The organism is Oceanobacillus phoenicis (genome assembly GCF_047238145.1).
Taxonomy (GTDB): domain Bacteria; phylum Bacillota; class Bacilli; order Bacillales; family Amphibacillaceae; genus Oceanobacillus.
On record NZ_JBDFME010000001.1, the window covers coordinates 1705430 to 1730975 of the forward strand.

General features: G+C 35.3%; 24 protein-coding genes and 1 pseudogene. 16 read left to right on the plus strand and 9 right to left on the minus strand.

Going from position 1 to position 25546, the window contains the following annotated elements; genetic code table 11:
* The first annotated feature begins 4 nt into the window (after positions 1-4).
* The 4 genes and pseudogenes from hxlA to ABC346_RS08570 all read left to right on the plus strand — a co-directional run bounded on the left by hxlA (position 5) and on the right by ABC346_RS08570 (position 3947).
* A complete protein-coding gene (gene hxlA, locus ABC346_RS08555; protein WP_413234454.1) occupies positions 5-628 on the plus strand; it encodes a 3-hexulose-6-phosphate synthase in 624 nt (207 codons plus the stop codon).
* 271 nt (positions 629-899) lie between these two features.
* Complete coding sequence (locus ABC346_RS08560) at positions 900-1868, plus strand: Gfo/Idh/MocA family protein (RefSeq protein ID WP_413234455.1); 969 nt, start codon at positions 900-902, stop codon at positions 1866-1868.
* 99 nt (positions 1869-1967) lie between these two features.
* The gene (locus ABC346_RS08565) at positions 1968-2270 is read left to right on the plus strand and encodes a YppG family protein (RefSeq protein ID WP_413234456.1); all 303 of its coding nucleotides are present in this window, start codon (positions 1968-1970) and stop codon (positions 2268-2270) included.
* A 504-nt stretch (positions 2271-2774) separates the two neighbouring features.
* Positions 2775-3947, plus strand: a pseudogene (locus ABC346_RS08570) (IS256 family transposase).
* Positions 3948-4487: 540 nt separating this feature from the next.
* Here the strand turns inward: ABC346_RS08570 and ABC346_RS08575 are convergent.
* Positions 4488-4955, minus strand: coding sequence for an Hsp20/alpha crystallin family protein (locus tag ABC346_RS08575; protein WP_413234457.1), 468 nt, complete (start codon positions 4953-4955; stop codon positions 4488-4490).
* A 212-nt stretch (positions 4956-5167) separates the two neighbouring features.
* Here ABC346_RS08575 and purU point away from each other — a divergent pair, with 212 nt between their 5' ends.
* A complete protein-coding gene (purU, locus tag ABC346_RS08580) occupies positions 5168-6070 on the plus strand; it encodes a formyltetrahydrofolate deformylase (protein WP_413234458.1) in 903 nt (300 codons plus the stop codon).
* A gap of 71 nt (positions 6071-6141) precedes the next feature.
* Here the strand turns inward: purU and ABC346_RS08585 are convergent, their stop codons facing one another.
* From ABC346_RS08585 to pdxR, 5 genes are all read right to left on the minus strand, one after another.
* Complete coding sequence (locus ABC346_RS08585) at positions 6142-7566, minus strand: dipeptidase (protein ID WP_413234459.1); 1425 nt, start codon at positions 7564-7566, stop codon at positions 6142-6144.
* Between the two features lie 123 nt (positions 7567-7689).
* Positions 7690-8799: a nitric oxide synthase oxygenase gene (locus tag ABC346_RS08590; protein ID WP_413234460.1), complete on the minus strand. Its 1110-nt coding sequence runs from the start codon at positions 8797-8799 to the stop codon at positions 7690-7692.
* A 184-nt stretch (positions 8800-8983) separates the two neighbouring features.
* On the minus strand, positions 8984-10405 hold the full coding sequence (locus ABC346_RS08595) for an alanine/glycine:cation symporter family protein (RefSeq protein ID WP_413234461.1): 1422 nt from the start codon (positions 10403-10405) through the stop codon (positions 8984-8986).
* A 30-nt stretch (positions 10406-10435) separates the two neighbouring features.
* Positions 10436-11065, minus strand: a complete 630-nt coding sequence (locus ABC346_RS08600) for a Bax inhibitor-1/YccA family protein (RefSeq protein WP_413234462.1) — start codon at positions 11063-11065, stop codon at positions 10436-10438.
* A gap of 45 nt (positions 11066-11110) precedes the next feature.
* Positions 11111-12511 carry a MocR-like pyridoxine biosynthesis transcription factor PdxR gene (pdxR, locus tag ABC346_RS08605; protein WP_413234463.1) on the minus strand — a complete coding sequence of 467 codons (1401 nt, stop codon included), beginning with the start codon at positions 12509-12511 and terminating at the stop codon, positions 11111-11113.
* 123 nt (positions 12512-12634) lie between these two features.
* On the opposite strand from pdxR, the gene pdxS reads away from it, so the two are divergent.
* From pdxS to ABC346_RS08620, 3 genes are read left to right on the plus strand one after another with little or no spacing between them, the layout of a single operon-like run.
* On the plus strand, positions 12635-13522 hold the full coding sequence (pdxS, locus tag ABC346_RS08610) for a pyridoxal 5'-phosphate synthase lyase subunit PdxS (RefSeq protein WP_413234464.1): 888 nt from the start codon (positions 12635-12637) through the stop codon (positions 13520-13522).
* A gap of 23 nt (positions 13523-13545) precedes the next feature.
* Complete coding sequence (pdxT, locus tag ABC346_RS08615) at positions 13546-14139, plus strand: pyridoxal 5'-phosphate synthase glutaminase subunit PdxT (protein ID WP_413234465.1); 594 nt, start codon at positions 13546-13548, stop codon at positions 14137-14139.
* Positions 14140-14193: 54 nt separating this feature from the next.
* Positions 14194-14376 carry a CsbD family protein gene (locus ABC346_RS08620; RefSeq protein WP_413234466.1) on the plus strand — a complete coding sequence of 61 codons (183 nt, stop codon included), beginning with the start codon at positions 14194-14196 and terminating at the stop codon, positions 14374-14376.
* Between the two features lie 59 nt (positions 14377-14435).
* On the opposite strand, the gene ABC346_RS08625 is transcribed toward ABC346_RS08620, so the two are convergent.
* From ABC346_RS08625 to coaW, 3 genes are all read right to left on the minus strand, one after another.
* On the minus strand, positions 14436-14696 hold the full coding sequence (locus tag ABC346_RS08625) for a DUF3006 domain-containing protein (RefSeq protein ID WP_413234467.1): 261 nt from the start codon (positions 14694-14696) through the stop codon (positions 14436-14438).
* Positions 14697-14708: 12 nt separating this feature from the next.
* The gene (locus ABC346_RS08630) at positions 14709-15791 is read right to left on the minus strand and encodes an MBL fold metallo-hydrolase (RefSeq protein ID WP_413234468.1); all 1083 of its coding nucleotides are present in this window, start codon (positions 15789-15791) and stop codon (positions 14709-14711) included.
* 90 nt (positions 15792-15881) lie between these two features.
* The gene (gene coaW / locus ABC346_RS08635) at positions 15882-16670 is read right to left on the minus strand and encodes a type II pantothenate kinase (RefSeq protein ID WP_413234469.1); all 789 of its coding nucleotides are present in this window, start codon (positions 16668-16670) and stop codon (positions 15882-15884) included.
* Between the two features lie 318 nt (positions 16671-16988).
* Between coaW and ABC346_RS08640 the strand changes: the two genes are divergently transcribed.
* From ABC346_RS08640 to ABC346_RS08675, 8 genes are all read left to right on the plus strand, one after another.
* A complete protein-coding gene (locus ABC346_RS08640; RefSeq protein WP_413234470.1) occupies positions 16989-17612 on the plus strand; it encodes a 5-bromo-4-chloroindolyl phosphate hydrolysis family protein in 624 nt (207 codons plus the stop codon).
* Positions 17613-17629: 17 nt separating this feature from the next.
* Positions 17630-18784, plus strand: coding sequence for a toxic anion resistance protein (locus ABC346_RS08645; RefSeq protein WP_413234471.1), 1155 nt, complete (start codon positions 17630-17632; stop codon positions 18782-18784).
* A 373-nt stretch (positions 18785-19157) separates the two neighbouring features.
* Positions 19158-20381: an NRAMP family divalent metal transporter gene (locus tag ABC346_RS08650; RefSeq protein ID WP_413234472.1), complete on the plus strand. Its 1224-nt coding sequence runs from the start codon at positions 19158-19160 to the stop codon at positions 20379-20381.
* Between the two features lie 26 nt (positions 20382-20407).
* On the plus strand, positions 20408-21130 hold the full coding sequence (pxpB, locus tag ABC346_RS08655; RefSeq protein WP_413234473.1) for a 5-oxoprolinase subunit PxpB: 723 nt from the start codon (positions 20408-20410) through the stop codon (positions 21128-21130).
* 12 nt (positions 21131-21142) lie between these two features.
* Complete coding sequence (locus ABC346_RS08660) at positions 21143-21916, plus strand: LamB/YcsF family protein (RefSeq protein WP_413234474.1); 774 nt, start codon at positions 21143-21145, stop codon at positions 21914-21916.
* Positions 21909-22859: a 5-oxoprolinase subunit C family protein gene (locus tag ABC346_RS08665; protein WP_413234475.1), complete on the plus strand. Its 951-nt coding sequence runs from the start codon at positions 21909-21911 to the stop codon at positions 22857-22859. The genes ABC346_RS08660 and ABC346_RS08665 overlap by 8 nt, the downstream gene beginning before the upstream one ends.
* A gap of 446 nt (positions 22860-23305) precedes the next feature.
* The gene (locus ABC346_RS08670) at positions 23306-24724 is read left to right on the plus strand and encodes a hypothetical protein (RefSeq protein ID WP_413234476.1); all 1419 of its coding nucleotides are present in this window, start codon (positions 23306-23308) and stop codon (positions 24722-24724) included.
* Between the two features lie 238 nt (positions 24725-24962).
* Complete coding sequence (locus tag ABC346_RS08675; RefSeq protein ID WP_413234477.1) at positions 24963-25493, plus strand: TetR/AcrR family transcriptional regulator; 531 nt, start codon at positions 24963-24965, stop codon at positions 25491-25493.
* Positions 25494-25546: the final 53 nt, after the last annotated feature.

Sequence of the window (25546 nt, forward strand, 5' to 3'; positions counted from 1 at the left end):
ATTTATGAAATTACAATTAGCATTAGATCGACTAACACGTGGGGAAAGTATTCGCATACTAGAAAGTGTGAAACAACATATTGATATTATCGAGATTGGAACTGGCGTAATTAAAGAATATGGCGTCACGATTATAAAAGAAATAAAAGAATTATATCCTGGAAAAAAGATTCTAGCAGATATGAAAATATGTGATGCTGGAAAATATGAAGCAAAGCAAGCATTTACAGCAGGGGCAGATATTGTAACTGTAATGGGATTCGCAGCTAATTCTACCATTAAAGAGACTTTACAAGTTGCAAAAGAAATGAATGGACAAATGATGATAGATTTATTAGAAATTCAATCTACAGATCGAGTTAAAGAGTTATCATCAATTGGTGCCGATTTAGTAAGTTTACATGTGGGGAAAGATAAACAAGCAGAAGGGGTTTTTCATACTGATTTATTTTCGTTAATCGAAGGAATTTCTGTACAAGTAGCAGTTGCAGGGGGGATCAACTCGAAAACATTACCAGCCATTAAACAACATAAACCAGATATTGTTATTATCGGCAGTGCAATTACTGGACAAGAGAACCCAGTGTTAGCTACAAAAACAATAAGAAACATAATGGAAGATAGATAATCACAGTTGATCTTCCCGTTTTTCGAGACGATGAATAAAAGACGGGAAGATCGTGTCCTTTAAAAAAGTGGATAGATTACTAATTGAGTCAATTTCAACATTATTAAGTATCTTTTTCTTATAGGAAAAATATAGAATTAATAGAGATTGGAGTTTCTTACATTAGTCTCTGTCTTTTTTTGTTTTTAAATGAAAAAAACTACATCTATTTAATGATTTAGATTACAATGTAGGAGAAACAGAAATAACATGGAAGAAGGGATGATCTAAATTGAATATAGCAACTATTGGTTCTGGGAAAATAGTAGAGGAAATGTTACAAGCAATTGAACCGATACAAGATGTGCAATGTGTTGCTGCTTTTTCACGTACAAGAGAAAAAGCACAGCGTTTGGCAGATCGTTATGATATTGCAAAAATATATACGGATCTAGAGGAAATGTTAAGTGATTCTGAAATTGATACCATTTATATTGCCTCGCCTAATAGTTTACATGCTGAACAAGCTCGTCTTTCGATGGAATATGGAAAAAATGTCATTTGTGAAAAACCTTTTACTTCATCTCATGAAGAAGCTAAAGCATTATTCTCACTTGCAAAGGAAAAAGAAGTATTTTTATTTGAAGCTATTCCAACTTTACATTTACCCAATTATCAACTAATTAAAGAACATTTAGACAGTCTTGGGCCGATTAAACTAGTGCAATGCAATTATAGCCAGTATTCTAGTCGTTATGATCAACTAAAAAATGGAGAGGTTACGAATATATTTGATCCTAAATTTGCTGGAGGTGCATTGGCAGATATAAACATTTATAATCTTCATTTCGTGCTTAACTTATTTGGAAAGCCAGAAAAAGTTAACTATTCAGCGAATCAACATAGCAATGGAATAGATACTTCTGGAATAGCGGTGTTATCTTATCCGACATTCCAAGCTAGTTGTGTAGGGGCAAAGGATACGACTGGAGTTAATTTTGTAATGATTCAAGGCGAAGAAGGATATCTCTATGTTTCTCAAGGGGCTAATGGAGTTCAAAAAGTAACGTTGAAGAAAAAAGATGAAGAAATAGTTATTTCTGTTCAACAAGATGATCCTAGATTAACGTATGAATTTAGACGTTTTCAAGAGATTATTACAAACGAGGATTATGTGGCAAGAGACCAACTCCTAGAACATTCCCTTCATGTAGCTAGTGTAATGGAAGCTGCAAGAAATCAAATTGGACTCGGATTATAAAAAAGTATCTTTTATGCAGAGAGATAGACGGATTGCCCTTTCCGATGAAAGATATTTGCATAAGTTATAGCAAAGTATCGGAGGAGGGTAACTGTACAAATGTTTGATCGACGTTCAGAAAGACCATTATTTGGACCTGGACCACGACCGCAGCCACGTAGATCTCAACCGTTTGCGCCAAGAAGAAGAGGTTTTGGGTTATCTCCACAAAATAAGTATTTACCAGGTCAATCAAATAAGTTTAATCAAATACAAGGCACTGCTAATCATGTGAAAACGATGTTTCAAGATGACGAAGGTGAATGGGATTACGGTAAGTTAATGACAACGGCTGGTCAATTACAAGAAGTGTATCAAAATGTCAGTCCATTAATTAGTGGAGTAATAAAGAAATTAAAATAAGGGGGAGTTCAGTAACTTTTCCCCTCACCGCTATATGTACGATTCCGTAAACGGCGGTTCAATAGTTTGAGTATACGAACTGGTATTGGTGGGGTTTGATGTCTTTATATCCTCTCCATGCCAGTTCTTTGTCGAGCGAAGGAGTACTTGAAATAATAGTACCTTTCACAGCTCTTAGAACTTACAAAATATTATTGCTGATAGTTGGGCACATCGCTGCTGTTTATGTTACCAGAATCAAGCTCTCAAGCGAATTGCGGGCACATAAATGCCGGTTATGTTACCAGATTCAAGCTCTCGAGCGAATTGTGGGCACATAAATGTCGTTTATGTTACCAGATTTAAGTTCTCGAGCAAATTGCGGGCACATAAATGTCGTTTATGTTACCAGGTTCAAGCTCTCATGGATTAAGTCCATATAATTGTGTAAAAAGAAAAAGAGTCATTTTAATCTCTTTCGGTTACAATGTAATCAACCACGAAAACACTGAAAGGAGAATTAAAATGACCCAATTACAGTTTAACCTAAATATGGACTTTCTAAAAGACTCAATCATGAATTCCAATCTAGATCATGTGGTGAAATCAACTATAATACTAGTTTTGAATGAATACATGGAAAAAGAACGTGATGAATATTTAAAAGCGGATACCTATGAACGAACGGAAGAACGCCAAGACTATAGAAATGGTTACTATGAGCGAGATTATATGTTGAGTATTGGAAAAATCAAGTTGCGTGTACCACGTACACGAAGTGGAGAATTTGCCCCAACCGTATTTGAAAAATATAGGCGTTGTGACCAAGCCTTTGCTTTATCGATGCTTGAAATGGTGGTGAATGGCGTATCCACCCGAAAAGTAAAAAATGTGGTGGAACAATTGTGTGGAGAATACGTTTCGAAATCTTTTATATCTAGTCTAACGGAAAAGCTTGATCCGGTTGTAAAAGAATGGGCAAGCCGTTCGTTAAGTACCGATTATTATCGATATGTATATGTAGATGCGATGTATATCAAAGTTCGTGAGCATCATAAAGTGGTATCTAAAGCAGTATATATTGCCACGGGCTTAAATGAGGGAAATAAACGTGAAGTAATTGGATTGAAGGTAAGTCATGAAGAAAGCTATGAAGCTTGGAAAGAATTCTTAAATGAATTAATAGGACGTGGTTTACAATCACCAAAACTCGTTATTTCCGATGCACATTCAGGATTAAAAAAAGCGATTCAGAAAGTGTTTATTGGAACATCCTGGCAGCGTTGTACAGTTCATTTTAAGAAGAACCTCATCGAAAGACTACCAAAAAAAGGAATGGAAGAAATAAAAGAAGAATTAAAGCGCATTTTCGCTGTAGTAACACCTGAAAACGCACGAAAGATAAAAGATGAATTCGTTCATCAACATTAAGATAATCCCAAATTGGAAAAAGTAATAAATAATTTAGAAGTTGGTTTTGATGATGCCATTCAGTATCTCAATGAACCACAAGAATATCAAAAGCATATACGTAGTACAAACTCCCTCGAACGTCTAAACCAAGAAGTAAGACGCAGAGAAAGAGTAATTCGTATCTTCCCGAATACGCAATCTGCTTTTCGTTTAATTGGAGCTGTATTAATGGATTACGAGGAAGAAGAACAAAAGAAAAGACCCATTTTCAACAGGGACAAATAGGTCTGACCGTGAGCGAAATTTGTTTTTGGAAGGAAGGGTACCTTTCCTTCCAAAAACAAATATAACTATATATTTAAAGTGGTTGATAATTTGTATTTTTGATTTTACACAATAATAGGGACTTGACTCTCTCATGCGAATTATGGGCACATAAATGTCGTTTATGTTACCAGATTCAAGCTCTCGAGTAAATTACGGCATATAAATTTATGCTTTTCAAATCCAAGTTGTTTGGTCCTATAGATTTCGGGCAGTATTGATTTTGCCTTGTAATGCAGACTTATCCGACCTCATTCATTTTTCAATCTAGTGCTCGTCAGTTTAGAAGTTTATATCCAACTTCCTTCAACCACTACATCGCTATAGCAAACTTTCCTTTCATTAACAGTTCTACTGACAAGCCTGTAGTGAATTTTACCACCTAGTTTTCCCGTCCCATGCAGAAAGCGTAAGAAAAAGCAGTTCGACCAATGTCGAACCACCTCTAAAAAACAGGGGCACACTCGCTACGTTTCTATACGAGCGCTTGCGCCGTTGTACTTATTCAATATCTAAAAAATGTCGATTTGTATTCAATTTAGGTATCGTAATTGCTAAAATTCCTTTTTCTAGAGTTGCTTTTGTTTCCTTTTTAGGAATGTTAAATGGGATTGTGATGGTTCTCTCTTTTTTTTCAGTTGATAATTCCTTTTTGGAGAATGAATCTGAATGTAGTTCATCTGACACAGTGTTTTCCACAACTATCTTTAAGCGATTCCCGATGATTTCTAATTCAATTTGTTCTCGTGTATAGCCTGGTAACTCCGCTTTAACAATCATAGCCTGATCGGTTTCAATGGTATCTACATAAAAGGGATGAAGTACATGACCATTTATTTGCTTAAACGAATGATTGAACAAAGAGTCCATGCGATCCATGAATTGGTGTAGTGGTTTAAAATCAATATCCCAGTTCTCAGGTAATATTTTTTTCTTGTTCGGATCAGATGAATTATTATCTGAAGTCATTTCAATACCCCCTACTCTAGATGTTCTATCTATACTGTATGCAAAACATAATCAGTTAGGATGGGCGAAAGTCTGAGAGGATATAATAATTCTAAGGAAATAATGCTAACATGATAGAGATCAATAGTGAGATATAAGTCATAACTTGACTGATAGCTCTTTCATACTTTAAAGTACTAGAAAGTAAAAGATTATAGAAAGTTGTGATTGATATGTACCGATATTCAGAAAGTAAATTAGATACTTTTCAAGAAAGATATAAAGATCGAGCTCGACTATTAATAAAATGTCCGGATAAACAAGGGATTGTCGCCGCAGTTTCAACATTTTTACATGAACAGGGAGCAAATATTGTAGCTTCAAATCAATATACCGTTGATCCAGAGGGCGGAGAATTCTTTATGCGCTTAGAATTTGAGATCAAAGGTTTATCTGAACAAGTAGAACAGTTAAAGGAAAAGTTTCAATTCGTTGCTGAACAAATGGATATGGAATGGCGTATAGCAATGATGAGTGAGTTTAAAAATGTAGCCATCTTTGTTTCGAAAGAGCCTCATTGTCTACTTGAACTATTGTGGGAATGGCAAAGTGGAGATTTATTAGCGAATATTAAGGTAGTAATTAGTAATCATGAAATGGCAAGAGAAATGGTAGAGGCTGCTGGGATTCCTTTTTATCATGTTCCAGTTACGAAAGAACAAAAGAGGGAAGCAGAAGAAAAACAAAATGAAATTCTAAAAAAATACGATATTGAGCTCATTATCTTAGCAAGATATATGCAAATACTGAGTCCTCGTTTTGTTGAAAAATATGAAAGTAAAATAATTAATATTCACCATTCTTTTTTACCTGCTTTTATAGGAGCAAAACCATATGAACGTGCATATGATCGCGGGGTCAAAATGATTGGAGCAACTTCACATTATGTAACAAATGATTTAGATGAAGGACCAATTATTGAGCAAGATATTGACCGTGTAAATCACGAACAAAATGCAGCTGATTTAAAGAAAATTGGACAATCAATTGAAAGACGTGTTCTTGCACGAGCAGTAAAATGGCATTTAGAAGATCGAATCCTTGTACATGGAAACAAGACGATCATTTTTGAATAAGTAAAAGAACGAGCTTTAGGAGGACATAATGGTACGAAATCCCTACATAACATCCTAAAGCTCGTTCTTAATTAGTTATTTAAATAAACTATCGCAGTATCTCGAATGATGTCTTTATTATTTAATACAACTTCAAAGGTGATGACATGATAATATTCTGTTAGTTTTTCGGTAACTGTATGAGAAACCTCTAAAGAACTTGTATCATATTCTGCTTCAAACCTGTGTCCATCAATAATAATATTAACATCCTCCACTTGAACGGAATCATCTATTTCAATGGTTGCTTTGAAAGTAGGAGTTGAAGTGTTAATGTGATCCCCCATTTGAAACTCAGGAAGAATCTTAGCTTTCGAACTTGATGTCGCATCTTCAACTTCTGAAATTTCTTCCACTTCTTTCATTACTCTTAATGAATTTTCTCCTAGAATTTTTCGAATATCATCAGCTGAATAACCTCTATTCTCCAATTCCTTGGTCAGAAGTGGAAGATCAGTACTATCGGTCATATCGGAAGGAAGATCTGCCCCATCAAAATCTGATCCAATCGCAACATGATCAATTCCAATTAAATCCACGACATAATCTATATGGTCTACAATATCATTGATTGTAGCTTGGTTATTTTCGGATAAGAATACTGGATAAAATACAATACCAACAACACCATTATTATCTTTTATTGCTTGTAATTGCTCATCCGTAAGATTTCTTTGATGACTTCTCAATTCTTCCACACCAGAATGTGTTGCCATAATAGGGGCTTTTGTTGTTTCCATAACGTCCCAAAATGTACTCCTAGACATATGAGAAACATCTACAATCATTCCTAGTCGATTCATTTCTTGAACAAGTTCTTCTCCTGTTGTCGTTAACCCACCTGAAGAAGAACGACCATTTAAGTATACTTCATCTGCTCCTTCGCCAAGAATATTTGAATAGTTCCAATTGAAGCCGATTGCTTTTATTCCAAGATCTTTATACTGTTGCACTAGTTCTATACTATTTTCTTGTGAGAAAGAATAACCACCTTCTATAGTCGGCACAATTGCAATTTTGTTATTAGAAAGTGTATCTTTAATTTCATTGAGTGATGTTGAAATTGTTATGGATTCTTGATTGTTTTCTGCAGTCCAATACAAAGCATTTATTAAAGCTAATGTTCTGCTTAAGTTTCTTTCTGTATAACCATAGTCTGTTGTAAATGCAGCAAAGTAACCTACATCTATACCACTTTGTTTTAATTTATCCATGTCAATATGGAGTGACGTCGGCTCTTTAATATTTAGAGTTGGAAGCCATGTATTTTCGTCAAGAACATTCATCATTGTATCAATATGACTATCAACAATAATAGATTGCTCATGGACGGGTTGTTTTTCCTGAATTTCATGTATGAGTTGAAAAGGTTTGGTTAGGTGATCCCATAAATCGGCACCACTTACACCTGGTAAGATAGATAAGATTCCCAATAAAAAAATAGATGAAAGGTTCATTATAAAAAAATTCCTCCAAAAGCTTTTGATTTAATCCTGCCTGTAAATGTCCGATTCCGTTTGATGCCCTTTAAGTCGTACATTTGTTCATTAAATAGGGGAGAAGCGACCTCACATGCTTTATTAATGAAAAGGACAAGATATTGGTAGATAAGTTTTATTTTGATAAAAGAAATTTGGTTTTAAAATATCATTCTTATAAGGTTTATGCCATATATGGGTTGTTGCAGGAGAAACTGGTGGTATAAGCCATGTCCACTTACCAGTGACATCTCGACCTTTTGCCGCCTCATGCTTCTCAAAGACTTCGAATTGTTTAGCTGCAGTGTGATGGTCTGTAATCGTAATCCCTTGCTTTTTAAATGAGTAAAGCACAGCGGCATTTAACTCTACTAATGCTCTATCTCTCCAAAGATTACTCTCATGTTTTGTATTTATATCCATCTTTTCAGCAATCTTTGGTAACATATTATATCGATATTCATCCGCAAAATTCCTTGCACCAATTTCTGTTCCCATATACCAACCATTGAATGGAGCTGCAATATAATCGATCCCGCCAATTTCTAAACGCATATCAGATATGATTGGAATAGCATACCACCTTAGATTTAAAGAAGCTATATCTGGATATTCAGGGTGCTCAATTGGTACTTCTGGAATTATATCATCTGGGATTTCCATCCATTGTGGATGGTTCTCTCCAATTTGTACAACAAGTGGTAGTATATCGAAATTTGTGCGTGCACCGTTCCATCCTAAACGCTCACAAATTTTTGTGAACTCTATAGAATCTGGGTCTCCAATAATACCCTCGTTTGTATGATATCCTGCATATCTTAAAAGTTGATGATTCCAGATTTTTATGATGTTCTTCTTCTCTTGTTGAGGACGGAAGATTGTAATGTATGGCTTGATTCTTCCATGGTTGAACGATAATTGTATATGGTTGAGAAGGTATTCAAAAACTTCTTCGTAAGTGTCCACTTTTCGTGCATCAGCGACTTCTATTCGTTCCCAAAAAAGTCTACCAATACATCGGTTGGAATTTCGCCATGCTAACTTAACACCATAGACTATCTCATCATATGTTTGTGTATAGTATCCTTTTTCATCTATCTCTGATTTTACTTGGGCGATTCGTTGGATTAAGTACTCATCAGGCTTCTCTGTTTCGTCACAGTATTGTGTTAAAAACAACTTCGCTTCTTGAGAAACTTGTTCTATTGTCAAAGGAATGTACCTCCTATTAATCTTCGAGTGTATTCGACATACCTATTCTATCGAAATAATGTTGGTATTGTCACCTATGTAGCACCCTTTATAGTTATGTAAAAGAAAAATGAGACAGAAAATGTTCACGTATAAAGATTTCCATAAAAAAGCACCGCTAGGAAGCGATGCTTATCGTTACAATTTATTGGTTTTTGTGGAATTCTCTATCCCAACACTCAATACCAGTTTGATCATCTAATGTATCTTTATAAAATACAGGATCTTTTCCTTGTTTACGCTGTTTCACATAGTCTTTAAGTAGAATATTTGCTTTATTAAATAGGACAGTAATTGCGTACAAGTTAATTAATGCTAGCAATGCCATCGTAACATCTGCCAACGACCAGACCATATCAAATGAAGCAAGTGTTCCAAAGATAACCATTGCTAGAACTGCAATACGATAAATAAATAACCCAATTTTCGTATCACGAATATATGCAATATTGTTTTCTCCATAGTAATAATTACCGAGAATAGAACTAAATGCAAATAAGAAAATTGCTACGGCAATAAATATTCCAGCCCAGTCGCCAAGAGTCTGTGTAAATGCAGTTTGTGTAATTTGTATGCCATCATCCTCACTACCTGCAAAACCACCAGCGGTTAAAATAACAAATCCTGTTGCTGTACACACCAAAATAGTATCGAAAAATACTCCTAGTGCTTGAACTAACCCCTGTTTAACTGGATGGCTAACTTCAGCAGTCGCAGCAGCATTAGGAGCAGCACCCATACCTGCTTCATTAGAGAATAGCCCACGTTTTATTCCCATCATAATCGCAGCACCAAATCCACCGCCTGCTACTTGTTCAATCCCGAATGCATTTGCAAAAATAAGTGCAAACATGTCTGGGATTGCAGGAATATTCATTACTAGTATGATTAAAGCAAGCACGATGTACAGTATTGCCATAAAAGGTACAATCACTTGTGATACATTAGCTATACTCTTTAATCCACCAAATATAATCACAGCGACAAGTAGAGTTAAGATAACAGCTATCCAAACAGGATCAATTTGAAATTGGCCTTCGAATGCTAAACTAATTGTATTGGATTGTACTGAATTAAATACGAGTCCATATGTAAATGTAATCGTAATTGCAAATACAATACCGAGCCAACGTTTCTTCATACCTTTTTCGATATAATAGGCTGGGCCACCTCGATATTGATTCGAGTCCTTCTCCTTATAAAGCTGTGCAAGTGTACTTTCCACAAAACCAGAAGCAGCACCTAAAAGAGCGATAATCCACATCCAAAATAGTGCCCCTGGACCACCTAAAGCAACGGCGGATGCAACACCGGCCATGTTTCCTGTTCCAACGCGAGATGCTGCGCTTATTGCAAATGCTTGAAACGAACTAGTTCCTTTTTTACCTGAAGCATCATAGGAACGCTTATCTCCAAGGACTCGGAACATTTCAGGGAATAAACGAAACTGAACAAACTTTGTTTTGACAGTATAGTAAAGTCCTAATCCTACTAATACAAAGATTAAAACGTATTCCCATAAAAAATTATTTACATAATCTATAATTGTTTGAATTACTTCCAACATTAATCTTCCTCTCTATAAATAGTGATTCGGTTAACTCCTTCTTTTGAAAATATAAGCTACAATTCGTAATAAATCGAGGAAAAGGTTAACAAAATCAAGATATAAGCTTAATACTGCACTTGGAATATCTTTTGCAGTTAATGCTCGATGTTTAATTTGGTTGAAGTCATAAACGATATAAACGGAAAATAGTCCTGCGGAAATACAAGCTACAATAACTAATACCCTATCAGATTGTGGAACAAACCAATTAAAGATACTAAAAGCAATTAGTACAAGTAAGATAATAAATAAGGTAGATCCCATAAAAGAGAGATCTTTTTGTAATACCCAGCCAACTATTCCTAAAATGGTAAAAATCAATAAAGTTAACAAAAATACAAATAATACAATCACAGCACCTATTTCACTTAGATAATAGTAAATTGCTGGAAACATTGTTGTTCCGGATATTATCACAAATGCAAATAAGAATATATAACCGACCCGACCCGAGCGTCGTAAAAGTGCAGCAGCTATTAACATGATAATTTCAATAATCATTAATGGCAGCATCCATTGTTGAGGTATGAATTGTCCCATGTAAATACCTATACACGCTACAGCTAAGGTTAATGTGAATACAACTAGTATACGTTGTATAATTTCTTGTTTATTCATCATGTCACACCTTTAAAATATACAGATGCTAATTATACCATATTTCTACTTTGACAGGCAGATGTTTAAAAATAATTCAAACGCATGTTGTAAATGTTTATATGGTATACCTGCAAATCCGATAATAAATTGTGGACGTTCCGTTGACCAATCCGTAGCAGTATAGGCAGTAATTGGATAAATCTTAAGCTTCGCTTTTTTAGCATTTTCTAAAATTTCCTGTTCTGTTTTCCCATTCCTCACCTCACAAACAATATGTAACCCAGATTGTTCACCAATAAGCTGAATAATAGGATGGTAAGGCTTAATAAGTTCGAGAACCAATTCTAACTTCCTTCGGTAAATTTTACGCATTCGATTAAGATGTTTTTCAAAATCTCCATTTTTCATAAATAATGCAAGTACTTGCTGATCAATTCTAGAGACAGTGGAATGATAGAATGAAAGCTTGTCGTTGAAGAAATGCAATAGCTGCTTTGGTAAAATCATATAGCTTATTCTAAGAGATGGGATTAAGGATTTAGAAAAGGAACCTAAATAAATGACACGATCATTTGTATCCATACTTTTCAGCGGAGGGATTGTTTTCCCTGTATAACGAAATTCACTATCATAGTCATCTTCAATGATATATCGTTGCTGCTTATTTTCTGCCCATTGAAGTAATTGATTTCTTCGATTAATAGATAGAACAGATCCATATGGAAAATGATGAGATGGGGTTACATAAATTAATGTTGGATTTGCTTTCTCTAATTTCTCTATAATAATCCCTTGATCATCCATCTCTAATGGGAAAGCTTGGTGACCAAAATGTTTTACAATATGTAAAATCAGCTGGTAACCAGGGTCTTCGATACCAAATAAAGTTTGCTTTGAGAACAAAGAAATAAGTTGCTGTAATAGAGTTTCTACACCAGCACCAACGATAATAGATTCACGGTCACAATGGATTCCTCTTGCGTGATAAAGATAATTTGCAATTTCTTCTCTTAATTCAACGTCTCCTTGTGCATTTCCTAGTAATAATAGCTGATGATGCTGTTTATCAATCATTTGTTTTACATATTTCCTCCACTGATCGAAAGGGAAAGCTTCCGTATCAATGCGACTTGGATAAAAATCATACTTGATTTCATCTTCAGAAGTATTTTTTGCGGAGGTAGTCTGTCTCTCTTGATATATATATTCTAAATCTCCCTGAGCCAATACAAAATATCCTTTTCGTGGCTTCGATTCAATATATCCTTCTGCTACAAGCTGATCAAAAGCGGTTTCGATAGTATTTTGACTGACCTCAAGAAATTCCGATAATTTACGTTTGGAAGGTAACTTTTCTCCATATGAAAGATGAGAATTGATGATTTCCTTTTTTATATAGAGATATATTTGTTCATATAATGGTGTATCAATGGATCTATCTAAATGTATACTAAGCATTTCCATGTTAAAACTCCTTTTCATTAACTGACCTTATCAAATTATAATAAATTGACGCTTTTAAACATATCAATCTATTTTTATAATAATAAAAAATCATTAGAAAATCTATTGTGAGGAGTGAGATCTATGGAAAGGAAAATTGGTTCAGATCGAGTTAAGAGAGGAATGGCTCAAATGCAAAAAGGTGGAGTAATCATGGATGTTGTGAATAGTGAGCAAGCCAAGATTGCTGAACAAGCAGGTGCGGTAGCTGTTATGGCATTAGAACGAGTTCCATCTGATATTCGTGCTGCTGGGGGAGTGGCAAGGATGGCAGATCCAAGTTTAGTAGAGGAAATTATTCAATCAGTATCGATCCCTGTGATGGCGAAGGCACGCATAGGTCATATTGTAGAAGCAAGAGTACTAGAATCGCTGGGAGTTGATTATATTGATGAAAGTGAAGTGTTAACTCCAGCAGATGAAGTATTCCATTTAAATAAGTCTGATTTTACGGTGCCATTTGTTTGTGGTTGCAGAGACTTGGGAGAAGCAGCCAGGAGAATTGGTGAAGGTGCAGCAATGCTTCGTACAAAAGGAGAACCTGGTACTGGGAATATTGTTGAAGCGGTTCGTCATTTGCGAGAAGTTCAAGCACAAGTCAAAAAAGTTGTCCATATGAGCAAAGATGAGTTAATGACAGAGTCCAAAAATCTTGGAGCACCTTATGAAATACTTCTGCAAATTAAAGAAAATGGTAGATTACCAGTCGTTAATTTTGCAGCAGGAGGAGTAGCTACACCCGCGGATGCTGCGTTAATGATGGAATTAGGGGCAGACGGTGTGTTTGTTGGATCTGGTATTTTTAAATCCCACCACCCTGAAAAGTTCGCTCGTGCGATAGTTCAAGCAACTACGTATTATGATGATTATGGACGTATTGTAGAAGTATCAAAAAACTTAGGGGAAGCAATGACTGGTATAGATGTGCATTCTTTAGCTGCTAACCAACGTATGCAAGAACGTGGTTGGTAATAACGTAAAAGGTGGTGTATAGAATGTACAAAATAGGAGTATTGGGTTTACAAGGAGCGATTAGTGAACATGTAAGCAGATTAAAGGAATTAAAACAGCAACCAGTAGTTGTCAAAAAAACAACAGATTTACATCAATTAGATGGCTTAATTATACCTGGTGGGGAGAGTACAGCTATTTGGAAACTGATTGAAGAAAATCAATTATTTCAGCCTATACAGAACTTTGCAAATGACGGAAAAGCTATATTTGGGACTTGCGCAGGCTTAGTATTATTAAGTAAAGCAACTATTGGAAGGGATTGTACTCCTACTTTACAACTCATGGATATAACTGTTCAACGAAATGGATTTGGTAGACAGAAAGATAGTTTTGAATCTAAAATACAAGTCCAATATATGAAAGAAAGTTATCATGCTGTATTTATCCGTGCACCGTATATCGAATCTGTTGGGGAAGGTGTAGAAGTAATAGCTTCCTATGATGATAAAATCGTTGCCGCACGTCAAAAAAACTATCTTGTTTGTGCATTTCATCCCGAATTGACAGATGATGACCGATTTTTAGAGATGTTTATAAATATGATTTCATCAAGCAAAAACATCAATCATGTTTAGTCAATAATATTACGGGAAAACACATACTAACAAACATGGTAGGAGGGATTCATCATGAGCGAAGGAATGAAAGATAAAGCGAAAGCAATTGGAAATAAAATTAAAGGTGAAGCAAAGGATCAATGGGGAAGTGCAACAGATGATTCCCAACGAAAAGCAGAAGGTAAACGTGATAAAGCGAAAGGCGAAGCTCAAGACACGATTGCTGATGCAAAGAATAAGCATAAGCATAAGTGATTAAAGTGATCAAGCTAGGGGGACGATAAATCATTGGCCCTCTAGCTTTATTCTTAATATTATTTTTTTCGTTTTAGTTTACTCGGATTATTCTTGTTAAGTAGAGCTTTACGAAGTGCAGCTGCCTTATCATGCTGTTGTTCTTCTTGTTGCATATCAGAGGTTACATATATATGCCCATTACTCTCATCTATTTGCACTACTGAGTTTATCTTACAATCTGTGGGTAGATCAGATTTTTTGATTAGATATTCTTTTTTTTGTTCTTCCACGAGAATAACAGCAAAGTCTTTTTCAAAACGATCAATGATTCCTTTCAAATGATATCCTCCTTATTCTAAACTACAAACGATTCCTTTTTCCTCAATATCTGCAATTCGACTCGGACCTATTCCTTCTATGACATCCAAATCTTGAAGTGACTCAAACGGGCGTTCTTCTATGATTTGTTCTGCTCGGGAAGCTCCGATATGAACGATCTCTTGAAGTTCTTCTGCTCTCGCCTCATTGATATTTACACATTCAGAAGGATCAGAATCATCATGAGGATTATCCGTTTGTACAGAATATTCTTGCCCGTCTGTTTCTACAATAATCGTACCATTGACATCGGTTCCATACCATTCAATATTCTCATTGTTTAATAGTTGAATTACTTCTTCACTCGGATGGCCATATGAATTATCTTGTCCAGCGCTATAAATTGCTAACTCTGGTTTGACTTCTTTTACGAAAGTAGTGTCAGAGGAAGTATCAGATCCATGGTGACCAAGATGTAAGACGGTACTATCTAGTGATTTGGATGTTTCTATCATTTCAAGTTCCTCTTGTTTACCGGCATCTCCAGTAAGTAAAAAAGAAACTTCATCGTAACTCAATCGAATGGATACGGACTCTTCGTTTGATTTACCTGAAATGGTTTCTGGATATATCACTTCTATATCAAGTGGTCCAATTGTGAACTCTTCACCAGTTCGAGGTTCTTGATAGGTAATATCTTGGTCTAAAATAACTTCCATAGCATCTAAATAAGTTTGTGATGTACTTTCATTTCCAGACATCCATACTTCTTCGACTTGAATATTTTCTAGTACATCTGTTAATTGTCCGATATGATCAGCATCCGGATGACTGATGATAACAAGATCAAGATGAGATATATTTTGTTCCTGTAGATATGGAACTACTTCGTCTCCTTGCCAATCTCCAGTATCAAACAGCACAGTATATTTATCATCTTTATTATTATAGGAAAATAAAGTTGCATCAGCTTGTCCAACATCGATAAAGTGAACGTTTAAGTTTCCATTTTCTATAGGCGCATTAGAAGGGTTGTTAGCTTCAGATGTATAAGTATCTCCACAGCCAACCAAACATAATATGATTGATAAGACTAGAACTATTTTTTTACTCAATGTTTGTTAACTCCCATCCAGTTTGTTTAGACTTACAGATTACCAAAATATGGGAGATAAGACTATCCGCCAAAGGTATGATAATTTACATTAGAAAGATAGCATGGCGCCAATTGCTCCAGCATGACCACCGTTATCTAAAAAGGTAGCGGTATAGTTCATTTGTTCTTGGAAATGAAGTAATACTTCTTTTAAAGGTTGATTATTTGTTAGTGCTCCGCCAATAAAAACAATCTGACTCGTATTTACTGATTGTGCAGCTGCATTTGATATCAAGAGTATTGTTTCACCTATTAATTGTATTAGCGCAGCCATATGATCTTCCTGTGAAGCCGAATGATCTAACTCTACTTTTCCAAAATTTGCAGCGGTGAGCATTTCATCGATAGGTGATGTTGAATCGGTATAAATATCTCCGACCATTAAGTCGCTTTTAGTACGGTCACCTTGTTTTGCTATTTGGATAAGTTGATTATAATCTGATTCATTAGTTAATAGTTTGCCAAGTCCGGTTAATAAACCACCGCCAGTTCCAGTTCCAGAAATACGATCTCCATTATAAAAAATAGAAGTACCTGTACCAATATTTACAAGTAAATAGTTACTTTGTGGTATTTTTCGTTCTTGATGAAGCAGATAGGATGTTCCTTCAATGATGGCATTAAATTCAGGAATCGTATAGACACGATATCCTTCGAGATTTAATTGATTCGTTCTTCCTCCGGTTATATGAAATGAAGCATATGGAGATAAAGTTTTTAACCACTGTATTACTTCATCCATTTTATGAGATGAATATGTCTTCAAATGCATCTTCCCATTTTCTTCAAAAGCAATTTTAACAAGCGAACCACCAGCATCGATCCCAATTCGTTTCACCTACATACCCCTTTCTATCTCGCTCAAGTTAGTGCTAATAGTTTACCATGCGGAGTAAGTTTCCGTAAAACCTGTCTTAACAGTCGCTAGCACCTAGATAAGTTTCGCTAAACATCAGTAGGAAAAGAAAAATGCCTCTAGTTGGAGAATCTTTTAATTATGGGAAGTAATGACTTTAATGATTAAGAAAACTGTGAATTTTGTTCTCCTTATAAGGAAATAATAGAAAAAAGAGAAGGTGAAACTTTTAAAGCTTTCATTCGTAATAGTATAATATAAGTATGATGTTAGATGGCTAAATGATCTAGGAGTGATGGGATGAGAGCAGTATTCCAATTTTTTATACAAAGTATGATTGGTTTTAGTAGTATGACAGTTATTTGGTTAGTTAGCTTTTTTATATATAGTCAAACCGTGTTATTAACTAGTTTATTTGCAGCGATTGGTGGAGTTGTAATGTATATTTCTTCAAAACAACTTCTGGATTATCGTTTTGTAAAGAGACATGGGTTGAAAAAGAAAGAGTATAAATATATTGATACAAATTTAAAAGAAGCAAGACAGAAAATTTCTCGTATGCAAAAAGCGTTGTTTAGAGTTCGATCGTTACAGCATGCACGTGAAAATCTATCCATTGCTCGAACAGCACAGAAAATTTATAGTAATGCAAGAAGAGAGCCAGCACGTTTTTATCAAGCAGAGTCTTTCTTTTACAATCATCTTGACTCCCTTGTAGAATTAGCTGAGAAGTATGCTTATCTATATAATCAACCTTCCAAATCTTTAGAAATGCAACAGTCTCTAATACAAACGAGGCTTACGTTAGTCGAATTGGGAGGGACGATACAAAAAGACTTACACGTCATGCTTCATGAAGATCTGGATACATTGGATTATGAATTAGATGTGGCGAAGCAATCTCTAAAAAGATCGAAAAAATAGTTTAGGAGGTTTCACTTATGACAGCTCAAACAAATAGACATGATGCGATGGATGAATTATTAAATAATCCATTTGGAGAATCAAAGGCATCTGATAATGAAATAGATAAATCTCCAAATCAAAACAAAAGACTGGTAGATCAGTTACCGGAAGAGTATAGAAAAAAAGCAGAACACTTAGCGTCTCAAATAGATACAAATAATCAACAAGCACTCGTTCAATTTGGAACCGAAGCTCAATCAAAACTAATTCAGTTTTCACACGAAATGCTAGAGCATGTTCAAGAAAAAGATATAAGTCAAGTCGGATCTGTTTTAGAAAATTTAATGAAAAGACTAGAGCAAGTAGATCCAAGTGAATTACAGCAAGAAAAGAAAGGTATTATCGCAAAGGTCTTTGGGAAATTTTCTAAGTCAGTAAATGAAGTGATATCTCGTTATCAAAAAACGAGTGCACAGATTGATCGAATAAGTGTACGTTTAGAACGTAACAAGGATATATTAACATCAGATAATGAGATGTTAGATAAACTATTCCAAACAAATAGAGACTATTACGATGCACTGAATATCTATATTGCAGCTGGAGAATTAAAGCAAGAAGAAATCGAACAAGAACTACTGCCTTCATTGCGTAACAGAGCTGATAAAAGTCAGAGTCAGATGGATGTACAAGAAGTAAATGATATGAGGCAATTTGCAGATCGCTTGCAAAAACGAACTCATGATTTACGACTAAGTAGGCAAATAACCATGCAAAGTGCACCACAAATACGGCTGATTCAAAATACAAATCAAGCATTAGTAGAAAAAATTCAATCATCCGTACTCACTGCAATTCCGTTATGGAAAAATCAGGTTGCTATAGCGTTGACATTATTACGTCAACGTCATGCTATGGAAGCGCAAAAGCAAGTATCGAAAACGACGAATGATTTATTATTAAAAAATGCTGAGCTATTAAATGAAAATGCAGTAGAGACTACAAAAGAAAACGAACGAGGCATTATCGACTTAGAAACATTAAAACAAACACAAGAAAAATTAATGTCAACGATTGAAGAAACGTTACAAATTCAATCTGAAGGACGTAAGAAAAGAACAGAAGCAGAAAAAGAATTAATGGGAATGGAAGAGGAACTCAAACAAAAAATGTTGGAGTTTAAAGAATAAAATGTATGAAGCATCGATTTAGCGACAAATCGCTAACGATGCTTTTTTCAATTAGTGGGAAATATAAAAAGTAGCAATAAGATGTATATAAGTATTCTTGTAAGTACCCAAAAATAAAAAAATAAGTCGAAGAGTGTAAAATAACAAACCAAGATAAAAGTTAATTCGTAAAAAGCAAGAAATAATTTCTGAAATAATGCGCAAAATAATCTTTTTTAAATTTAAATTTCGGGGTGTCATAAAAAATATCCTGTGATATAATGAGTTGAAATTTTCCAGCCACCTTCCATTTCTTAGGGATTATCAAATAAATTAAGTTAAATCGGAGAAACTAAACGCTGTTAATAAATATATTGGAAGGAGTGTGGACATCATGGAAAAAGATCCTCAATTGATGTCAAAGGAAGAAAAAAAGAATAGAAGAAATTCCTTGATTGGTGCAGCCTTTTTGATGGCGACTTCAGCTGTCGGACCAGGTTTTTTGACTCAAACTGCTGTTTTTACGGAAACGTTATTAGCTAGTTTCGGGTTTGTTATTTTAGCGTCAATCATTTTAGATATAGGGGCACAGTTAAACGTATGGAGAATAATTGCAGTTTCAAAGAAACGGGGGCAAGAAATTGCCAATGAAGTATTACCAGGTTTAGGATTTGTCGTAGCCATTTTTGTCGTTATTGGTGGACTAGCATTTAATATTGGTAATATTGGAGGTGCCGGTTTAGGAACCAATGCATTGTTAGGTATTGACCCTAGACTCGGGGCAATTATAACGGCAGGTATTGCAATTTTTGTATTCATATCTAAAGAAGCCGGTGCAGCAATGGACCAAATTGTAAAATGGCTCGGTGGATTATTAATTTTGCTGATTGCATATGTGATGGTTGTCAGTCAACCGCCAGTAGGTGAAGCAATTCATCGCTCATTTATACCACTTGAATTAGATGTCTACGCAATTATTACAGTTGTTGGTGGAACTGTCGGTGGTTATATTACATTCTCAGGTGGACATCGATTGCTCGATGCAGGTATATCCGGTAAAGAGAGTATACCTGAAGTAACACGAACATCGGTTATGGGAATTCTTGTCGCTTCTTTAATTCGTGTTCTGTTGTTTTTAGCAGTTCTTGGTGTAGTTTCTGCTGGTTTACGACTTGATCCAGTCAATCCTGCAGCATCTGTATTCCAACATGCTGCAGGTGAAATAGGTTTACGATTATTTGGTTTAGCACTATGGGTTGCGGGTATTACTTCTGTGATTGGTGCAGCCTACACGTCTGTTTCGTTCTTACGTACGTTCCATAAAAAAATTGATGAACACTACCGTTATTGGATAATTGGTTTTATTCTTTTTTCAACCGTTGTATTTGTGTTCATCGGAGACGCTGCTTTATTATTAGTATTAGCAGGTGCGGTAAATGGATTGATTTTACCATTAACATTAGGTTCCATTCTATTTGCAGCACATAAAAAATCAATCGTGGGAACATATAAACATCCAGTTTGGTTAACTGTCTTTGGGGCTATTGTAGTTATATTAACTACTTATTTAGGTATCCAAACATTAATCACTCAAATCCCACAATTATTTAATATGTAAAATTCACAGAAAGTGGTTGGTTCAAGATGTTTGAGGTTCAACCCTATGGGGATAGAGGAGTAAGAATTCAATTTGGGGAGTCTATTCAAAAAGTGGTCAATGACCAGATACGAGATTTCTGTACCGTTTTAGAAAAATCGCGTATCGAAGGGGTGCTTGAATGGATTCCAACCTATACAGCAGTGACGATTTGGTATGATCCGTTTGAAATTGTTTATGATTCATTGGAGGAAAAGATTTTTAATGTAAAAGAAAAAATGCATAATGGAGAAATCTCTCCGGCTCGTGTAGTTCATATTCCTGTTTATTACGGAGGGAAAAAAGGTCCGGATTTAGATGATGTGGCACAGTATCATAAGATAACTACAGAAGAATTAGTGTCACTTCATTCTAGTTCCGATTATCTTATCTATATGATGGGATTTATACCTGGTTTTCCGTATCTGGGGGGGCTACCAGAGCAAATTGCTACTCCACGTCTAGAAAAACCTAGGAGAAGTATTCCAGCAGGTAGTGTTGGGATAGCAGGAGAGCAAACAGGAATTTATCCATTGGAGTCGCCAGGTGGTTGGAGAATTATTGGTCAGACTCCAATTTCTTTATATAATCCTGAGAATGAGCATCCGATACTATTGAAAGCAGGAGATTATATTCGTTTTATACCAGTTGAACGTAAAGAATTCGACGAGATTACAAAAAAGGTGGAGACAGGAAGTTTTCATCCTACGATAGAGAATTATAAATCTTAGGGGGAAATGACGATGCAATTTCAAGTAGACTTAAATAGTGACATTGGTGAGAGTTATGGTGCGTATACAATTGGACAGGATGAAGAAGTAATGGAATTCATTACTTCAGCTAACATTGCATGTGGGTATCATGCTGGCGATCATAATATTATTCACCGTACAGTTAAGATGGCGATTGAAAATAACGTAGCCATCGGTGCACATCCAGGGTTACAAGACTTGATCGGATTTGGCAGAAGACCAATGCAAATTTCACCCGAAGAAGTCTATCAACTAACGATCTATCAAATTGGAGCAGTACAAGCTTTTGCACAGGTGAAAGGGTACGATCTTCACCATGTCAAACCTCATGGAGCTCTATATAATATGGCAGCAAAGGATTCGGCAATCGCTAAAGATATTGCACAAGCAGTATATGATTATAATCCAGATTTAATTTTGTTCGGGCTTGCCAATTCAGAATTGATTCGAATGGGAAAAGATGTTGGACTTCAAGTTGCGAATGAAGTTTTTGCTGATCGAACTTATCAGCCAGATGGAAGCCTAACTCCTCGTACGTCAACGAATGCTATGATCCACGATACGGAGGAAGCCGTAAAACGAGTGATACGAATGATAAAAGAAAATAAAGTTAAAGCAGTTGATGGAACAGATGTCAGTATAATTGCTGATACAATATGTGTACACGGTGATGGCCCAAAATCATTGGAGTTCTCTAGACAGTTATCACACGAACTAAAAAACCAAGGTATATCTATTAAAAAAGTAGGAAAGCATCATGGTTAAATGTTTCGAAGTGATAAAGCCTGGATTAGCTACTTCAGTACAAGACCTTGGGAGAGCTGGATATCAGCAATACGGAGTGGTTGTATCAGGAGCGATGGATGCTTTTGCGCTTCAAGTTGCCAATGTATTAGTTGGAAATGAAAGAACGGAAGCTGGCTTAGAAATCGTAATTATGGGACCAAAAATTAAAATTCTAGAAGATATTATTTTCTCAATTGGTGGAGCGGATTTATCTGCAAAGTTAGATAATCAACCGATTCATCCGTGGCGTTCTTACAAAGCTCGTAAAGGACAAGTTCTTACTTTTGGGCAACCAGTACATGGGAGCTATGCTTATTTAGCTGTAGCAGGAGGAATTGATGTCCCAACAGTAATGGGAAGTAAATCTACTTTTGTAAAGGCTGGATTGGGTGGATTTCATGGCCGATATCTGCAAAAAGGAGATATTCTTAAGAATCATGATAGTTATGGGGTAAATGCTCGTTCTGGTAGACAATTAAAATATAATGATATTCCCGATTACGACAATGAACGACCGATTCGAGTAATTAAAGGGCCGGATCAGCAACTTTTCTCATCAACTACGTACGATACTTTTTTTGCTTCTACATATAAAATGTCTTCACAATCAGATCGAATGGGATATCGTTTAGAAGGAGAGTCCATTTCACATATTTGTGAAAACAGTGCGGATATTATTTCAGATGCCATATTGCCAGGTACTATCCAAGTTCCAGCAAATGGGCAACCAATCATTTTATTAGCTGATCGGCAAACCACCGGAGGCTATGCCCGTATAGCCACAGTGATCTCTGTCGATTTACCACAGGTTATTCAGAGAATGAGTGGAGCTACATTTACATTTGAATTAATTTCTTTGGCTGAGGCACAGCAACTATATAAAAGCCAAGAAAGCTTTTTGCGTTATTTAGCAATTTCTTAATCTTTAATATTGAGTGAAAAAAATAAGATGAATTAATGAAAGCTAATCATTCCAGCATAGGGATGATTAGCTTTTGCTATTCGTAGAGTTTCTGTTAATGGGGGAAAACCAAAACAACTCAAGAAATCCAAAAAAGTAGTGAATAGACACGGTCTATCAACCAAAACAACTTGAGAAATCCAAAAAAGTGGTGAATAGACACGGTCTATCAACCAAAACAACTCAAGAAATCCAAAAAAGTAGTGAATAGACATGGTCTATCAACCAAAACAACTCGAGAAATCCAAAAAAGTGGTGAATAGACAATTCACCACAGATTTACAATCCTATAATCAAATAAATTTCTCCTATGGTTTTTAAATACCCGGAAGCTCGATATCATGAAATTTGGTTTGACAAAGGGTGTATAGTTAAATATAGAAAGTAATTGTATAGGAGTTAATTATATGCGTAATCGATTTGTAACAACAGGTTTAACAACAGGAATTATAGGTTTCACTCTCCTTCATTTCTTTACGTATTTCCAAGAGTTAGATAGCTTAGTGCTAATTATGGCGGTTTGTGGATTTGCGATTGTTTTATTCGCTACATTTTATTATGGACCTTCAAATTTAAAAATGCCGTTAGGGCTATTCGTAACAGGGATTGTAATTTTTCTTTTTACAGATACGAATCTCATAAATGGACTTAGAGAAGGGCTCCAGCAAATGCGCAATATGATCGGTTTGTTGGTAGTAATTCCTATGGTCAGTTGGGTATTACGAGAAGAAGCATTTTTAGAATCAATTATCGGCTTCGGGCATCGGTTGTTAAATTCCAGCAGAAAGTTCTACCTTGGTATGGTCTCCTTTACTCAAATCATTGCTTACTTCTTATTATTTGGTGCGATTCCAATGATGTATCAATTTGTAAGTATGATTTTAAAGGATGAAAAAGGAGAAGCTTGGGAATATTTTAAAGGAACTGCATTACTTCGTGGGTTTGCTCTTTCGGTTATGTGGGTGTTGAGTATTCCATCGTTTGCCTATGTTGTTGAAATTATGGACGCTTCTTTAAGTTCAGCTATTATACAGGGGGTTGCAGCAGCTATATTCGGTACGCTGTTAGCACTTGTATTTACTACGAAAGAACAGAAACGATACCAAGTAGACTTCACTGCAGGTTTGCAAAAAGAAATCGATGAAGTTCTGCATCATTCTAAAAATAAAAAAGAAATGAATCGAGTAGTACGTGAATTTGCTATTTTATTTATTACCTTATTTGGTTCGATTTTTATACTGAGCTTTTTTGTTGAAATAGAACTTTTAGTTCTAATTCCATTAACGATTGTAGTTTGGATTGTATGTTATTACGTAATCAAACGTAGAGTATATAAATTGACGCAGATCGCAACGAGTTATATTAAAGATGAAATGGCAAGCAAGTCTTATCAACTTTGTGTAATGCTAGGTGCGGGAATGTTAATTGCATCACTAGGCCATACTTCGTTTGCTGAAAATGTAGTGAATGGCATTTATTCTATCCAAAATGTACTACCGTTTATTAATGTTTTATATTTATTGCCGATTATGGTAATCATTTTAGGATTCTTTGGACTTGGACCATTAACAGTGATGGTACTCGTTGCAGGGATTTTACAATCAATACATTTGCCATACCCACCTGAATTAATTGTATTGGCAGTAACCTTGGGAAGTTCAATTTCTATAATGCTGTCCCCAGTAATTATGCCGATCATTATATTAAGTGGTTCTAACGGACTTAGCGGTTTTAAAAATGGCCTGCGTTTTAATGGTTGGTTTGCCTTAGCCTTTTATATTGTTGTAATGTCATATATTCAAATCATGGTTGTCCTTACGACTTAATATAGGTAACGATTAAGCAGATAACAGCGTTTATTGAGAATAGGCGGATAGTTATCTGCTTTTTTTTACAGAAAGATATACTACTAAAATTTATCCTCTACAACAGTCAGTATACCTCGACTGAATAAACAACTTCATGACTAAATTTTCAGAAATTATACTTGACATTCAAAATTATACTTACTAGAATATAATTATGAAAGCGATTTCAAAAAAAGAAGAGAAAAGGAGGGATCTTTTGTCTCTACGTGAACAGAAAACAGAGAAAAAAAAGAAAGAGATCATACATTCAGCAATGCAAATTATTGCTGAAAAAGGTTATTATCGCACGACTATAGAAGACATTGCTGCTAAGCTTTTAATTACGAAGGGCACTGTATACTATTATTTTCAGGATAAACAAGATTTATTATTTCAAAGCCACCAACTTCTTCTTCAAAATAGCATTGAAAACTTAAAAAACATCCACAAGCAACCTTTACACCCAAGAGAAAAATTAAAAAATGCAATGATCGCACATATGGACCATCTGTTAGATGATCAATATGGATTTGAACTCATGCATAAACCTGAGCAATTTTTTTCACATCAACAATTAGAAATCATTCTACAACTCCATCGAAACTATACGGAATTATTGGATCATTTAATAGTAAATGGGATAGAAGAAGGCGTATTTCAAGCATTAGATCCGAAAATCACGCGTAATATTTATTTAGGAGCAATGAATTGGTTGACGCAATGGTATAAGAACGAGGGCAAGAAATAGAAGCAAGATATGCTAGAACAAATAACCGAATATCTATTAAATGTATTAGTAAA